This window comes from Enterobacter cloacae complex sp., from assembly GCF_900322725.1.
GTDB lineage: Bacteria > Pseudomonadota > Gammaproteobacteria > Enterobacterales > Enterobacteriaceae > Enterobacter > Enterobacter quasihormaechei.
In genome coordinates this window covers 1,429,830-1,445,404 of record NZ_LT991957.1, presented here as the reverse complement: position 1 = coordinate 1,445,404, position 15,575 = coordinate 1,429,830, and the positions used below count along the sequence as shown (strand labels likewise).

14 protein-coding genes are annotated in these 15,575 nt (G+C 60.3%); 7 read left to right on the top strand and 7 right to left on the bottom strand.

The annotated features are described in order from the left end of the window. Positions 1 to 112: 112 nt before the first annotated feature. From DBR02_RS07270 to DBR02_RS07260, 3 genes are all read right to left on the bottom strand, one after another. Positions 113 to 1,078 carry a TerC family protein gene (locus DBR02_RS07270; RefSeq protein ID WP_107533919.1) on the bottom strand — a complete coding sequence of 322 codons (966 nt, stop codon included), beginning with the start codon at positions 1,076 to 1,078 and terminating at the stop codon, positions 113 to 115. 252 nt (positions 1,079 to 1,330) lie between these two features. Then, positions 1,331 to 2,329, bottom strand: a complete 999-nt coding sequence (locus DBR02_RS07265) for a Gfo/Idh/MocA family protein (RefSeq protein WP_107533917.1) — start codon at positions 2,327 to 2,329, stop codon at positions 1,331 to 1,333. A gap of 70 nt (positions 2,330 to 2,399) precedes the next feature. Further along, positions 2,400 to 2,903, bottom strand: a complete 504-nt coding sequence (locus DBR02_RS07260) for a YgjP-like metallopeptidase domain-containing protein (protein ID WP_063451100.1) — start codon at positions 2,901 to 2,903, stop codon at positions 2,400 to 2,402. Between the two features lie 83 nt (positions 2,904 to 2,986). Between DBR02_RS07260 and rlmG the strand changes: the two genes are divergently transcribed. Then, on the top strand, positions 2,987 to 4,123 hold the full coding sequence (rlmG, locus tag DBR02_RS07255) for a 23S rRNA (guanine(1835)-N(2))-methyltransferase RlmG (RefSeq protein ID WP_107533916.1): 1,137 nt from the start codon (positions 2,987 to 2,989) through the stop codon (positions 4,121 to 4,123). Positions 4,124 to 4,205: 82 nt separating this feature from the next. Here rlmG and DBR02_RS07250 read toward each other — a convergent pair whose 3' ends face one another. The 3 genes from DBR02_RS07250 to lsrR all read right to left on the bottom strand — a co-directional run bounded on the left by DBR02_RS07250 (position 4,206) and on the right by lsrR (position 8,997). After that, on the bottom strand, positions 4,206 to 6,227 hold the full coding sequence (locus DBR02_RS07250; RefSeq protein ID WP_107533914.1) for an oxidoreductase: 2,022 nt from the start codon (positions 6,225 to 6,227) through the stop codon (positions 4,206 to 4,208). 185 nt (positions 6,228 to 6,412) lie between these two features. Further along, the gene (gene lsrK / locus DBR02_RS07240; protein WP_107533912.1) at positions 6,413 to 7,993 is read right to left on the bottom strand and encodes an autoinducer-2 kinase; all 1,581 of its coding nucleotides are present in this window, start codon (positions 7,991 to 7,993) and stop codon (positions 6,413 to 6,415) included. A gap of 32 nt (positions 7,994 to 8,025) precedes the next feature. Beyond that, positions 8,026 to 8,997, bottom strand: coding sequence for a transcriptional regulator LsrR (gene lsrR, locus DBR02_RS07235; protein WP_063867652.1), 972 nt, complete (start codon positions 8,995 to 8,997; stop codon positions 8,026 to 8,028). A 215-nt stretch (positions 8,998 to 9,212) separates the two neighbouring features. On the opposite strand from lsrR, the gene lsrA reads away from it, so the two are divergent. Genes lsrA through lsrG form a run of 6 tightly spaced genes read left to right on the top strand, consistent with a single transcriptional unit; the run spans position 9,213 to position 14,898 of the window. After that, entirely contained in the window at positions 9,213 to 10,700 is a 1,488-nt protein-coding gene (lsrA, locus tag DBR02_RS07230; protein WP_107533910.1) for an autoinducer 2 ABC transporter ATP-binding protein LsrA, read from the top strand. Then, positions 10,697 to 11,728, top strand: coding sequence for an autoinducer 2 ABC transporter permease LsrC (lsrC, locus tag DBR02_RS07225; RefSeq protein ID WP_048958740.1), 1,032 nt, complete (start codon positions 10,697 to 10,699; stop codon positions 11,726 to 11,728). The genes lsrA and lsrC overlap by 4 nt, the downstream gene beginning before the upstream one ends. Continuing rightward, positions 11,729 to 12,706 (top strand): autoinducer 2 ABC transporter permease LsrD, encoded by a 978-nt coding sequence (lsrD, locus tag DBR02_RS07220; protein WP_107533908.1) that lies wholly within the window; start codon positions 11,729 to 11,731, stop codon positions 12,704 to 12,706. A gap of 1 nt (position 12,707) precedes the next feature. Then, positions 12,708 to 13,709, top strand: coding sequence for an autoinducer 2 ABC transporter substrate-binding protein LsrB (gene lsrB, locus DBR02_RS07215; RefSeq protein ID WP_107533906.1), 1,002 nt, complete (start codon positions 12,708 to 12,710; stop codon positions 13,707 to 13,709). 11 nt (positions 13,710 to 13,720) lie between these two features. Beyond that, positions 13,721 to 14,608, top strand: a complete 888-nt coding sequence (lsrF, locus tag DBR02_RS07210) for a 3-hydroxy-5-phosphonooxypentane-2,4-dione thiolase (protein WP_107533904.1) — start codon at positions 13,721 to 13,723, stop codon at positions 14,606 to 14,608. Next, positions 14,605 to 14,898 (top strand): (4S)-4-hydroxy-5-phosphonooxypentane-2,3-dione isomerase, encoded by a 294-nt coding sequence (gene lsrG / locus DBR02_RS07205; RefSeq protein WP_047355093.1) that lies wholly within the window; start codon positions 14,605 to 14,607, stop codon positions 14,896 to 14,898. The genes lsrF and lsrG overlap by 4 nt, the downstream gene beginning before the upstream one ends. A 46-nt stretch (positions 14,899 to 14,944) precedes the next feature. Here the strand turns inward: lsrG and DBR02_RS07200 are convergent, their stop codons facing one another. Further along, positions 14,945 to 15,571, bottom strand: coding sequence for a hypothetical protein (locus DBR02_RS07200; RefSeq protein ID WP_107533903.1), 627 nt, complete (start codon positions 15,569 to 15,571; stop codon positions 14,945 to 14,947). Positions 15,572 to 15,575: the final 4 nt, after the last annotated feature.

The window sequence follows — 15,575 nt, the reverse complement described above, 5'->3', positions numbered from 1 at the left end:
TCATGTTTTTTAACTATTGATTAACGGAAAGGCCGGGTGGCGCTACGCTTACCCGGCCTACGAATTGGGTCCGTGTAGGCCCGGTAAGCGCAGCGCCACCGGGCAAAACGCACTAAACCTGCTGCTTTTTATCGTGCTGGCGGTTAACCCAGGTATTGATAACCAGCGTCACCAGCAGAATGCCAAACACCACGCCGAGCGAAATGGCGATCGGGATATGGTAGAAATCGACAATCAGCATCTTGATACCAATGAAGACCAGAATCACCGACAGACCGTACTTCAGCATGGAGAAGCGCTCTGCCGCACCTGCCAGCAGGAAGTACATCGCACGCAGGCCGAGGATCGCAAACAGGTTCGAGGTCAGGACGATGAACGGGTCGGTGGTGACCGCGAAGATTGCCGGAATACTGTCCACCGCAAAGATAACGTCGCTCAGCTCGACCAGAATCAGTACCAGCAGCAGCGGGGTGGCGAACAGCAGGCCGTTCTTACGCACGAAGAAGTGCTCGCTTTCGATCTTGTCCGTCATGCGCAGATGACCACGGATCCACTTCACCAGCGGCTTATCACCGATACCGGTATCGTCTTCCTTCGCCAGCGCCATTTTGACCCCGGTGAACAGCAGGAACGCGCCGAACACGTACAGCAGCCATTCGAACTGGGTAATCAGCCAGCTGCCGGCGAAGATCATGATGGTACGCAGGATGATGGCACCCAGCACGCCGTAGACCAGCACGCGGCGTTGCAGGGCCGCAGGCACGGCAAAATAGCTGAACAGCATCAGCCAGACGAAGACGTTATCAACCGCCAGCGCTTTTTCAATCAGATAGCCGGTGAGGAAGGCGAGTGCCTGAGGATCCGCCACCGCACGGCCTTCGGTTGAGGCCAGGTACCACCAGAAGACGGCGCAGAAGAGGAGTGAGAGGGATACCCATACCAGCGACCAGATGGCGGCTTGCTTGACGCTCATGCCATGCTCGCCGCGACGACCCTGCAAAAAGAGGTCGATTGCCAGCATGATGAGCACGACTACCGCGAATCCGCCCCACAGCATTGGAGTGCCGACAGAATGCATACTATTTTCCTTACACATAAAAAAACAAAAACGGCTATGGTCAGAAGACGATAGCCGTTAGCTTTTTATGCATAGACCTCGCCTTCCGGCAAGGTCTCACTTACAACCATGAAGGTTGCCCGGCGACCGGATGCGATTTTGCACGCATCGTAATGACGATCCACCGGCGAAGAAGTTACTCCCCTTTGCAGGTAACAAAATATGTCAGAACATCGATTTCGTCAATGCTCTGCACGGTTTCATTACACAGCTTTACGCGACGGCTTCCACATTCACGCCGTCTGCGGGGAAGACTACGCCAGTCTGTCGGCGGATCTCCGTTTGCAGCTTCGCCGTGGTGCGGCTGATCGCCAGCCCAGGGTGGTTCACTTCGTTGTCTTCTACCAGACGGGCGAAGACCTCTGCCTCATAAAGCATAGTGTTAATATGCTGAGGCTGCGTCAGCTCCTGCGCTTTTCCGCCGCGCGGGACGATGCTGATCTTCTGGCATTCGGAGATTTTTTCGATCACCAGCGAGCCGTCTTCGCCCTGAATTTCGCTTGGCAGCACGGAGTCGCTGACCTTCGAGTGCTGCAACGTCACGCTGAAATCACCGTAGCCCAGCACCACGATACCGTGGGCATCCACGCCGCTTTCCAGCAGGCTGGCGGTGGCCGTCACGCCGTGCGGTTCACCCCACAGCGCGACCGCAGAGGCCAGACAGTAAAAACCGATATCCATAATTGAGCCATTCGAGAAGGCCGGGTTAAAGGTATTCGGGTTTTCGCCGTCCAGATAGCGCTGGTAGCGCGAGGAATACTGGCAGTAGTTGATAAAGGCTTTACGCACTTTGCCAATTTTCGGCAGAGACTGCTGCAACAGCAGGAAGTTCGGCAGGCTGGCGGTTTTGAACGCTTCAAACAGCACCACCTGGTTTTCCCGGGCAAGCTGAATGGCGGCTTCCACTTCCTCAATATTCGAGGCCAGCGGCTTCTCGCAGATCACGTGCTTTTTGTGGCTGAGGAACAGCTTCGTTTGCGGGAAATGCAGAGAATTCGGGCTGGCGATATAGACCGCGTCAATGGCGTCGCTTTGCGCCATCTCATCGAGCGAGGTGAACAGATGTTCAACCAGGTAGTCATTCGCAAAACTCTGCGCCTGCTCAAGGCTGCGGGAATAGACTGCGGTGAGCTTATATTTGCCGGTTTCGTGGGCGGCGTCGACGAACTGGCGCGTGATCCAGTTCGTACCGATGACTGCGAAACGTATCATAAACGTTTACGTACTCCGTAGCAGGGAACTTAAAACCACTGTAGCACGTCATCATGACATTTCGCGTGCGCTACTGCGCATTACTCTTTAACGATAAATGCGTCAGCCACAGCCGGGTATCAAACTCCAGCTGGTGGTACTGCGGCTCCATATGGCAGCACAGGGAATAGAAGGCTTTGTCGTGCTCTTTCTCTTTCAGGTGCGCCAGCTCGTGCACCACGATCATCCGCAGAAAGGCTTCCGGCGCGTTACGGAAAACGGTCGCCACGCGGATCTCCGCCTTAGCCTTCAGCTTGCCGCCCTGCACGCGGGAGATGGCGGTGTGCAGGCCGAGCGCGTTTTTCAGCACGTGGATCTTGTTGTCGTACATCACCTTGTTGATCGGCGGGGCGCTTCTGAGATAACGGTTTTTCAGATCCTGCGTATACTGCCAGAGCGCCTTATCGGTCGCGAAATCGTGGGTGCCGGGATAGCGTTTTTCCAGCACCGCGCCGAGCTTCTGCTCGGCAATCAGGCTGCGAACCTGGGAAAGTAAATGCTCCGGGTAGCCCTGGAGATAAGTAAGTTGGTTCATCAACGCCCCAAATCGACAATAAAACGGGTATACTCACGCACCCTTTTCAGGGATACGCCAAATTTTACCATTCAGGAGGGCCGATGAGCCACTTAGACAACGGTTTCCGTTCACTCAACCTTAAACGTTTCCCGGAAACGGACGACGTAAACCCGCTTCAGGCGTGGGAAGCGGCGGATGAATATCTGCTGCAACAGTTGGATGAGACTGAAATCCGCGGCCCGGTTCTGATCCTGAATGACGCGTTTGGCGCGCTGGGCTGCGCGCTGGCGGAACACACACCTTACAGCATCGGCGATTCTTACCTGAGCGAGCTGGCGACGCGTGAAAACCTGCGTCACAACGATATCGACGAATCCAGCGTGAAGTTCCTCGACAGCACCGCGGACTACCCGCAGGCGCCGGGTGTGGTGCTGATCAAGGTGCCAAAAACCATGGCGCTGCTGGAACAGCAGCTGCGGGCGCTGCGTAAGGTCGTGACGCCAGAAACGCGTATTATCGCGGGTGCGAAGGCGCGCGATATTCACACCTCGACGCTGGAGCTGTTCGAGAAAGTGCTCGGCCCGACCACCACCACGCTGGCCTGGAAAAAAGCGCGCCTGATCAACTGTACCTTTAGCGCGCCGGAACTGGCCGACGCGCCGGAGACCCTGAGCTGGACGCTGGAAGGCACCGACTGGACCATCCACAACCACGCGAACGTTTTCTCACGCACCGGTCTGGACATCGGAGCGCGTTTCTTTATGGAACATCTGCCGGAAAATCTGGAAGGGGAAATTGTCGATCTGGGCTGCGGCAACGGGGTGATTGGCCTGACGCTGCTGGCGAAGAATCCGGAAGCCAGCGTGGTGTTCAGCGACGAGTCGCCGATGGCGGTGGCCTCCAGCCGTCTGAACGTGGAAACCAACATGCCGGACGCGCTGGATCGCTGCGAGTTTATGATTAACAACGCGCTCTCCGGCGTAGAGCCTTTCCGCTTTAACGCCGTGTTCTGCAACCCGCCGTTCCACCAGAAGCACGCCCTGACGGATAACGTCGCGTGGGAGATGTTCCACCACGCGCGCCGCTGCCTGAAAATCAACGGCGAGCTGTACATCGTGGCAAACCGCCACCTGGACTACTTCCACAAGCTGAAGAAGATCTTCGGTAACTGCGTCACCATTGCGACGAACAACAAGTTTGTGGTGCTGAAAGCGGTGAAGCTGGGGCGTCGTCGGTAAGATGGTTTTGCCTGGCGGCGCTGCGCTTGCACAGGCCTACGGTTTTGTAGGCCCGGTAAGCGCAGCGCCACCGGGCAAGAAATCAAATCGCTAATGCCAATGTTGTCCCCTGCGCAATCGCCCGCCGCGCATCCAGCTCCATCGCCACGTCGCACCCGCCAATCAAATGCACCGTTTTACCGGCCTCGCGCAGCGGATCGGCCAGATCGCGCTTCGGCTCCTGTCCGGCACATAAAATCACATGATCCACGCGCAGCAGCTGCGGTTCACCGCCGATCAGCACGTGCAGCCCGTCGTCGTCGATCTTCTGGTAGCTCACCCCCGGGATCATCTTCACCCCGCGTGAGAGCAGGGTGGCGCGGTGGATCCAGCCCGTGGTTTTGCCCAGCCCTTCGCCCGGCTTGCTGGCCTTACGCTGGAGCATCACGATCTGACGCGGGCTTTTCGGCAGCTGTGGACCTTCCGGGCGCAGGCCCCCGGACTGACTGAGGCTGGTATCAATGCCCCATTCCACGCAAAACTCGGCGATGTTCTGGCTGGTGGCCTCGCCCGGCTGGCTTAAATACATCGCGGTATCAAATCCGATCCCGCCGCAGCCGATAATCGCCACCTTTTCACCAACGGGCGCTTTATCGCGCAGTACGTCCAGATAGCTCAACACCTTCGGATGATCGATGCCCTCGATCGCAGGCGTGCGCGGGGCGATCCCGCTCGCGAGGATCACCTCGTCGAAGTCGATCAGATCCGCCGCGTTGACAAACTGGTTAAGCCGCAGATCAACGCCCGTCAGCGCGATCATCCGGCGGTAGTAGCGCAGGGTTTCATAGAACTCCTCTTTACCGGGGATCTGTTTGGCGATATTAAACTGCCCGCCAATTTCACCGGCGGCATCAAACAGCGTCACGCGGTGCCCGCGCGTGGCGGCATTGACCGCAAACGCCAGGCCAGCGGGGCCGGCACCCACGACGGCCAGGCGTTTTTGACTGACCGCCGGGACGACCGGCATTTTGGTTTCATGGCAGGCGCGGGGGTTCACCAGGCATGAGGTGACTTTACCAACGAAGATCTGATCCAGACAGGCCTGGTTACAGCCGATGCAGGTGTTGATCTCATCCGCACGGCCGCTTTGCGCTTTGGAGAGCAGTTCGGCATCCGCGAGGAACGGACGCGCCATCGAGACCATGTCGGCATCGCCGCGTGAGATCACATCGTCCGCCACCTGCGGGTCGTTAATGCGGTTAGTGGTGACCAGCGGAACGGAGACTTTGCCCTTCAGCTTGCGCGTTACCCAGCTGAACGCCGCGCGCGGCACCGGCGTGGCAATGGTCGGAATGCGCGCTTCGTGCCAGCCAATCCCGGTGTTGATAATCGTGGCGCCTGCGGCCTCGATCGCCTGCGCCAGCTGCACGGTCTCGTCGAAGGTGCCGCCGCCCTCCACCAGGTCGAGCATCGACAGCCGGAAGATGATAATAAAATCCGCACCCGCACGTTCACGCACCGCACGCACCACTTCCACGGCAAAGCGCATCCGGCGGGCATAATCACCGCCCCATTCGTCGTCGCGCTGGTTGGTGCGGGCGGCGAGGAATTCGTTAATCAGGTAGCCTTCGGAGCCCATCACCTCCACGCCGTCGTAGCCCGCCTCACGCGCCAGCGCGGCGCAGCGAGCAAAATCGTCGATCAGCGCCAGGATCTCGTCGTGGCTGAGGGCGTGAGGGGTAAAGCGGTTAATCGGCGCCTGAATAGCCGATGGCGCAACCAGCTTTGGCTGATAACTGTAGCGCCCGGTATGCAGAATTTGCAGGGCGATTTTGCCGCCCTCGTTATGCACCGCGTCCGTGACAATCCGGTGATGCGGCAGCTGTGTCGCATCATTCAGAACTGCGCCGCCCTCCATCGTCACGCCGGAAGGGGCAGGGGCTACGCCGCCGGTGACAATCAGCGCCACCCCGTGGCGCGCGCGCTCGGCGTAGAAGGCCGCCAGACGTTCAGCCCCGTCCGGACGCTCCTCCAGCCCGGTGTGCATCGAGCCCATCAGCACGCGGTTTTTGAGGGTGGTAAACCCCAGATCGAGGGGGGCGAATAGCGACGGATAGCGGCTCATAGTCTCTTCCAGTGTAAAATTATTGTTATGTGGTCGGATGAGTTACTAATTTAGCCAGCGGCAGCAGAAAGGTAAAAGCGGGATCGAATGATTGTGATAGATCTCAAAGAACTTCCCCGGTGGCGCTACGCTTACCGGGGCTACAAAACCCCAGGACGGATAAGCGCAGCGCCATCCGGCGTTATTTACGGCATCGCTGCCCGCGCTAACCCCGGCGCCTGCCACATCGACGTGGTCAGCCCGCTGTCCACCAGGCCGAGCTGGTCGGCGTACACCGCCTGCCACTTCTGCATCAAGCCGTCGTACAGCTCCCGGTGCTGCGGGTTTGGCGTAAACTCGCGGCTCCACTTCACCAGCCGCTCGCCCGTCGAGGCCATATCCGAAAACAGCCCCGCGCCCGTTCCGGCGGCAATGGCGCAGCCGAGCGCCGTTGCCTCTTTGACTTCCGGCACGCGCACCGGCAGGCCGGTGACGTCGCTTAAAATCTGGCTCCACAGGGTGCCCTTTGCGCCGCCGCCCGCAAACACCAGGCTATCAAACGTCACGCCGGAGAAGCGCGAAATCTGCGTCAGGTTACAGGCCGAGACGATCGCCGCGTTCTCCTCCAGCGCGCGGAACAGCGTCGCTTTGTTGCACTTTTCCGGGTCGATGGAGAGGTTAATAAACGACGGTGCGGCGTGGTACCACTGCTTAAAATGCATCGCGTCGGAGAAGATTGGCATTACGCCGTGGGAGCCAGCGGGCACGCGGCCCGCCATCTCTTCCAGCAGGGAATAGGTGTCCATCCCCATCCGCTCGGCAATCAGCTTCTCTTCGGCGCAGAAGGCGTCGCGGAACCAGCGCATGGTCAGCCCGGTAAAGAAGCTGATCGACTCCGCCTGCGCCATGCCGGGAATAACGTGCGGGTTCACGCGGATGTTCATCTCAGGATCGGTGCGCACCTGCGGCAGGTTAACCACCTGCTGCCAGAAGGTGCCGCCCAGCACCGCCGTTTGTCCGGCGCGGACCACGCCCAGCCCCAGGCAGCCCAGCTGCACATCGCCACCGCCCATCACGACCGGGGTGCCTTCGCGCAGGCCGCTCTGCTGCTCGGCTTCTTTGGTGATAGCGCCCAGCACGGTGCCGGTCTCTTTCACCGGCGAGAGAATATCGGCGCGCAGCCCGGCCATGTCGAGCAGCGCCGGACGCCAGTCGCGTGAAAAGAGATCCAGCATGCCGGTGGTGCCTGCATTGGACGGGTCTACCGCCAGCTCGCCGGAGAGCTTTGCCGCCAGCCAGTCGCTGATCATGGTGATAGTGGCGGCCTTACGATAAATATCAGGGCGATGATGCGCCAGCCAGAGCAGGCGCGGCATGGCGCTAAGGGCAAGCGTCTGCCCGGAAACGTCATACACTTCGGATTCAAAACGATAGTCGTGGATCTCTTTGAGTTCAGCCACCTCGCGGCTGGCGCGGGCGTCAACGTTGGCGCAGGCCCAGATGGCCTCGCCGCTGCGGTCGTACAGCACGATCCCTTCGCGCATCGAACAGCAGGCGACGGACTGAATATCCGCCGCGCTCAGGCGCGCGCGCTCCAGCGCCTGCTGAATGCACCGGCAGGCCAGCTGCCAGTTGGTGTCGAGGTCGAACTCCATCGACCCCGGCACGTTCTCCACGCTCAGGTGCTTCCACTCGGCCTGGCCGACGGCAATCTGGTTGCCCTGTAAATCGAAAATCACGGCGCGAACGCTGCCTGTCCCTGCATCTAACGCTAAAAGGTAACTCATGAGCTTGCCTCGCTGTTAGCGCAGGGCGACTCTTATTCGGCCAGAGCCAGCACCGCGCGGGCTGTCGTCTCTTCCGTCACCAGGCCATTAATACGGCGACCTTTCAGTGCGGCGTAAATCGCATCGGCTTTCTCTTCCCCTCCGGCCACGCCGACGATGGTGGGCAGCTGCGCCAGTTCATCGAGCGTGACGCCCAGTAATTCTTTGTGGATCTCCAGCTCCTCGACGCATTCCCCTTCGGCGTTAAGGAAATAGCCGAGGATATCGCCCACCGCCCCTTTACGGGCGTACATCAGCTGTTCACCTTCGCTGATATAGCCGGAGCGCAGTATCGTCGCGTCACGGCGCTGGTTCACGGAACCAATGCCGACCACCGCCACGTCAGCGGCGGTCGCGGCGAGGATCACGTCCCGCACGCTGGTTTCGCGCTTTAAGATCCCGGCAACTTCAGCGGATGACACGCGAAGCGGGGCGGGGATCATGCTGACGCTACAGGCCGCATCCAGCTGGCCGATACCGGTCATATACGGCCCCACGCCGCCGGAAAGCGTCACCAGGCGGATCTGCTGCGAGCTGATAAAGCCGCTTAAGTGTTGCAGACTGCTCATGGTGGTTTCACCGAAGCCCACCGCTAACAGCTGGCCGGGCGCCAGCACGCCCATCAGCGACTGCGCCGCGCCAATGCCCAGCCGCACGTTCATTGGCGGGGTGTTTAAGGCAGGCATCACGCGCACCAGCTTCAGGCCAAAGCGCTGCTGTAGCTCAGTTTCCAGCGCCAGGCAGCCCTCGTAGCGGGAGTTGATCTGCACGCGGATCACCCCCGACTGACGGCCTTTCTCCAGCAGGCGGGAGATCTTCAGACGCGGCAGCCCGAGGCGTTCGCCGATATCGTTCTGGGTCAGCCCGTCGTGGTAGTAGCACCAGGCCACGCGCGCCACCAGCTCTTCTTCCGCCAGCGCCAGCCCGGCAAACCGTCCTTCTTCCGCAGTGCGTTTATCGCTCATAGTTGAACTCTTATAAAAATTTAGATCATATGTTCGTAATGGCGCGGCGTGAAAATGTGAGCCACGCGGCAAAACGGATCTTTTAGATCGTTTCTGGTTAATCTGAATCTCAATCGATAAAACTGTGATCCCTGCACGGTTGTAAATATAGTTCACCGTCTACGCTTTTGAACATTATTAAATCTAAAAATCATTTGTTCAATAGCGGAGCGATGATGACACCACTTCTCAACGCGCGAAATATCAGCAAGCAGTTCTCAGGCGTGCCGGTCTTAAAAGGCATTGATTTCACGCTGCTTGCGGGGCAGGTGCACGCGCTGATGGGCGGTAACGGCGCGGGAAAATCGACGCTAATGAAGATCATCGCTGGGGTGGAAACGCCGGATAGCGGTGAACTTTCGGTTGCGGGCGAGTCTTTTGCACGGCTTACCCCGGCGCAGGCGCACCGGTTAGGCATTTATCTGGTGCCGCAGGAGCCTCTGCTTTTCCCCAACCTGACCGTGCGGGAAAACATCCTGTTCCGCCTGCCGCGAGAGCGCGATCGGGAAAAGCGGCTGGCGGAGAAACTCCAGCAGCTGCAATGTCAGCTTAATCTCGACGCAACGGCCAGCACCCTGGAAGTGGCGGACCAGCAGATGGTGGAGATCCTGCGCGGGCTGATGCGCAACGCCAGAATTCTGATCCTCGACGAGCCCACGGCCTCGCTGACGCCCGGCGAAACCGAACGGCTGTTTCGCCAGATCCGCGCCTTACAGGCGCTCGGCGTCGGGATTGTCTTTATCTCGCATAAGCTGCCGGAAATCCGCACGCTGTCGAGCCACGTTTCGGTGATGCGCGACGGCGCGGTAGTGCTCAGCGGCGAAACCGCCCAGTTTGACGATAGCGCTTTGATCGCCGCCATGACGCCGGTCAGCCGCGAGAAAGGCTTAAGCGATGCGCAAAAGCTGTGGCTGGCGCTGCCGGGCAACCGCCGCACCCAGCCGCAGGATTTTCCGGTGCTGCGCGTGGAAGATCTCACCGGAGAGGGCTTTATCGATCTCAGCCTGGAGATTTACGCCGGGGAGGTCGTCGGCCTTGCCGGACTGGTGGGTTCCGGGCGCACCGAGTTTGCCGAAACGCTCTACGGCCTGCGTCCCGTACGCGGCGGGCGGGTGTGGCTGGAGAGCCGGGAGATCACCACCGATCCGGTGGGTTCACGTCTGGAAAAAGGGCTGGTTTATCTGCCGGAAGACAGGCAGGTGTCTGGCCTGTTTCTCGACGCGCCTGTGCGCTGGAACACGGTGGCGCTGAACGAGCCGTCGCTCTGGCAGCAGCGAAAGCGGGAGTCTGCGGTGGTGGAGCGCTATCACCGGGCGCTGGGGATCAAGCTCAACCATGCGGATCAAACCGTGCGCACACTCTCAGGCGGCAATCAGCAGAAGGTGCTGCTGGCGCGCTGCCTGGAGGCCAATCCTTTATTGCTGATCGTCGATGAGCCGACGCGCGGCGTGGACGTGTCGGCACGCGCCGATATCTACCAGCTCATTAAAAGCGTGGCGGCGCAGAACGTTGCGGTGCTGATGATCTCAAGCGATCTCGATGAATTTCCCGGCCTCGCAGACCGCGTGCTGGTGATGCATCAGGGCGTTCTCAGCGGCGAGCTGCCGCGCCACGCCGTCAGCCTCGACCGGATGATGGCGCTGGCGTTTGGAGGTCAATCATGAAGATCTTACTCAAAAACCGCGAGCTGAGCGCGTTTCTCGCCATTCTGGCGCTGTTCGCCGTGCTGGTGGCGCTGAATCCGTCCTACTTCAGCCTGCAAACGCTGGGGATGATCTTCGCCAGCGCGCAGATCCTGATCCTGCTGGCCATCGGCGCCGCGCTGGTGATGCTGACCCGCAATATCGACGTCTCCGTGGGTTCCACCGTCGGGCTGTCCGCCATTGCCGTGGGCGTGGCGCTCAACGGCGGCTACAGCCTGCCCGTTTCCATTCTCTTCGCGCTGTCGATTGGCGCGCTGGCGGGGGCGTTCAACGGTTTTCTGGTGGTGGGCCTGCGCATTCCGGCGATTGTCGCCACCCTCGGTACGCTGGGGCTGTATCGCGGCGCGATGCTGCTCTGGACGGGCGGAAAGTGGATTGAGGGGCTGCCGCCGGGGCTGAAATCTCTCTCCGAGCCTGCCGCCATCGGCATTTCGCCGCTCGGCGTGGGAGTGTTGATTCTCGTTGTCGTTGGCGCGTGGGGGCTATCGCGCACCGCGTTCGGGCGTGATTTTTACGCGGTGGGGGATAACCTCGCCGCCGCGCGCCAGCTGGGCGTGGCGGTGAACCGCACGCGCATGATCGCCTTCACCCTCAACGGCATGCTGGCGGCCTGCGCCGGAATTGTCTTTGCCGCGCAGATTGGCTTTGTGCCCAACCAGACCGGCAGCGGGCTGGAGATGAAGGCCATTGCCGCCTGCGTGCTCGGCGGCATTTCGCTGCTGGGCGGCACCGGCACGCTGGTCGGTGCGTTCCTCGGCGCGTTCTTCCTGACCCAAATCGACACCGTGCTGGTGCTGTTCAGGCTGCCGGCATGGTGGAACGACTTTATCGCCGGGCTGGTGCTGCTGGGCGTGCTGGTGCTCGACGGGCGGCTGCGCCAGGCGCTGTCACGCCATCAGCGGGCGCTGAAGTATGGCCGGTTCCAGCCTGGCAACAGAGGGGGAAAGCACGTCACCCCGTTTCCCAAACGCAACAAAGAGGTGGCGTAAATGAGGCTCAACTGGGAAAGCGCGCTGCTGATATTGCTGGTGCTGGAGATCCTGCTCTTCGGCGCCGTTAATCCGCGCATGCTCGACGTTAACATGCTGCTGTTCAGCACCAGTGATTTCATCTGCATCGGCATCGTGGCGCTGCCGCTGACGCTGGTGATTATCAGCGGCGGGATCGACATTTCGCTGGGCTCCACCATCGGCCTGTGCGCCATCGCGCTGGGGGTGATGATGCAGGCGGGATGGCCCATGGCGGTCGCCGTTCCGCTGACGCTGCTGCTTGGCCTGCTGTGCGGACTGGTGAATGCGGCGCTGATCCACTATACCGGCATCAGCCCTTTAGTCATTACCCTCGGCACGCTCTACCTCTACGGCGGCGGCGCGCTGCTGCTCTCCGGCATGGCGGGGGCGACGGGCTACGAGGGCATCGGCGGCTTCCCGGACGGTTTTACCGCGTTCGCTAACCTCACGGTGCTGGGGCTGCCGATCCCGCTGGTGCTGTTCGCGGTGATTACCGCCTTCTTCTGGCTGATTACCCATCGCGGGCGCTTTGGCCGCCATCTATTTTTGATTGGGCAAAACCCGCGCGCGGCACGCTATGCGGCGCTGTCGGTGAACGGCATGCCGTACGCGCTGTACGGTCTGGTGGGCGTGGCGTCGGCGGTGGCCGCGCTGGTGATGGTCTCCTATTTCGGCTCTGCGCGTTCGGATCTGGGGCGCGATTTGCTGATGCCCGCGCTCACCGCCGCCGTGCTCGGCGGGGCCAATATTTACGGCGGTTCAGGGTCGGTGCTGGGTACGGCGCTGGCGGCGCTGCTGGTGGGGTATCTCCAGCAGGGTTTACAGATGGTCGGCATCCCCAACCAGGTGTCGAGCGCGCTGTCGGGGGCGCTGCTGGTTGTGGTGGTAATGGGACGTTCGCTGAGTCTGCACCGCGAATGGGTGCGATCTCTCTTCAGAAAACTATCCGGAGCGTAAGATGAAAACAAAACTGCTCGTCCTGGCAATGGCCCTCAGCTTCGCTTCGGCGCAGGCGGCGGACCGTATTGCCTTTATCCCCAAGCTGGTGGGCGTGGGTTTCTTCACCAGCGGCGGCAACGGCGCGAAAGAGGCGGGGAAAGATCTTGGCGTGGACGTGACCTACGACGGCCCGACAGAGCCGAGCGTTTCCGGCCAGGTGCAGCTCATCAACAACTTCGTCAACCAGGGCTATAACGCCATTATCGTCTCCGCCGTGTCGCCGGACGGCCTCTGCCCGGCGCTGAAGCGCGCGATGCAGCGCGGCGTAAAGGTACTGACCTGGGATTCCGACACCAAACCGGAGTGCCGCAGCATTTATATCAACCAGGGAACGCCGGAACAGCTGGGCGGCCTGCTGGTGGAGATGGCGGGCAAACAGGTCACCAAACCGAATGCCAAAGTGGCGTTCTTCTACTCCAGCCCCACCGTCACCGACCAGAACCAGTGGGTGAAAGAGGCGAAGGCGAAAATCGAGAAAGATCACCCGCAGTGGCAGGTCGTGACCACCCAGTTTGGCTATAACGACGCCACCAAATCCCTGCAAACCGCCGAGGGGATCTTAAAAGCGTATCCGGACCTGGATGCGATCATCGCCCCGGACGCCAACGCCCTGCCGGCAGCGGCGCAGGCGGCGGAGAACCTGAAGCGGGAAGGGGTGGCGATTGTGGGCTTCAGCACGCCGAACGTCATGCGTCCGTACGTTGAGCGCGGGACGGTAAAGGCCTTCGGCCTGTGGGACGTGGTTCAGCAGGGCAAAATTGCGGTCAACGTCGCCGATCGTCTGCTGAAAAAGGGCGATCTTAACCCTGGCGACAGCGTAGACGTAAAAGGTATCGGGACGCTGAAGGTGGAGCCGAACAGCGTGCAGGGCTATCAGTATGAGGCGAAGGGCAACGGCATCGTGCTGCTGCCGGAGCGCGTGGTGTTCACCAAAGAGAACATCAGCAAATACGATTTCTGACGGGGGAGCAAATGGCTGATTTAGACGACATCAAAGACGGCAAGGATTTTGGCATCGGTACGCCGCAGGTCAACGTACCGTACACCCTGAAGGGCTGCGGCTCGCTCGACTGGGGCATGCAGTCCCGGCTTTCGCGCATCTTCAATCCGCAGAGCAACCGCACGGTGATGCTGGCCTTTGACCACGGCTACTTTCAGGGGCCAACTACCGGTCTCGAGCGTATCGATCTCTCCATTGCGCCGTTGTTTGGCGAAACCGACGTGCTGATGTGCACGCGCGGTATCCTCAGGAGCCAGGTGCCCGCCGCGACGAACAAACCGGTGGTCCTGCGCGCCTCCGGCGGTAACTCGATTCTGGGCGAGCTGTCGAACGAGTGCGTGGCGGTGGCGATGGAGGATGCCCTGCGGCTGAACGTCTGCGCGGTGGCGGCGCAGGTGTACATCGGAAGCGAGTTTGAGCATCAGTCTATCAACAACATCATCAAGCTTGTCGATGCAGGGGCGCGCTACGGCATGCCGACGTTGGCGGTGACGGGCGTCGGCAAGGAGATGGCGCGCGACGCGCGCTACTTCTCGCTGGCCAGCCGCATCGCCGCCGAGATGGGGGCGCAGTTCGTCAAAACCTACTACGTGGACGAGGGCTTTGAAAAAGTGACCGCCAGCTGCCCGGTGCCGATCGTCATCGCCGGGGGCAAAAAGCTGCCGGAGCTCGAGGCGCTGGAGATGTGCTGGCGGGCGATTGACCAGGGCGCGTCGGGCGTGGACATGGGGCGCAACATCTTCCAGTCCAGCGCGCCGCTCGCCATGCTGAAGGCGGTGAAGAAAGTGGTTCACGAGAACATGAGCGCCCAGGAGGCGTTCCAGTTCTGGCAGGAAGAGAAACAGGGAGAAGCAAAATGAACGTGACGTTAGTGGAGATCAACATCAAGCCCGAGCGGGTGGACGAGTTTCTTGAAGTGTTTCGCGCCAACCACGAGGGAGCCATCAGGGAGCCGGGAAACCTGCGCTTCGACGTGTTGCAGGACCCGCGGGTGAAAACCCGGTTCTTTATCTACGAGGCTTATAAGGACGAAGCGGCGGTGCTGGCGCACAAGCAAACCCCGCACTATCTGGCGTGCGTGGATAAGCTTGAGGAGTTGATGTCGGAGCCGCGCAAAAAGCGCTGTTTCGTCGGGCTGTTGCCGGAGTAATTCGATGCCCGATGACGCACTCATGCACGTCATCGGGCATCCTGGCCTATCCTTTGGCTTTCTGGATCGCCATGATTAATGCATCGGAAGAGACGTTTCCTGACATCACGCTAATGCGCTGAATGACCGGATCTTTTTCCTGGGGTAAAACCACAAACGCCGGCGCGTTGGCAAAACCGATCTGCTTCACGAGCTTCACATTGTCCTGTAACGCTTTGTTTGCCGACCCGGCCGAAGGCAATTTTTTAAAGATAAAACGGATATCCGGGTTGGCATGGATAAGCGCTTCTGTGACGTTGCAGTTCACGCATTGCTCATCCACAAAAGACACCACGGCGACTTTTGCGTTGGCGGGCCCGACAACAGGATCGCCGCTAGCAAGCAGCTGCTCGCGATGGAGGATGGCATTTTGCACCATGGCCTGTTGCTGCGCTATCTCCTGACGCTGGCGAAGGCTTTCCCCTGCCGCTACTAAAAACTCAGGATGTTCAGCGAGATAGGTAGAGACAATTTCACCCATTTTTTCAGGATGGGCGGCGAAATACGCTTCAGCGGCTTTTCCTGTTTGTTCAATCTGCTGTGGTGTCGCTTGCTCTGCCTGCGCTGCGGCTGAGAACGTCAGTGTCGCAGCCAGCAGAAGCGAAAGGCGACGAAGAGAGGTTGAAGCTTCCATTGAT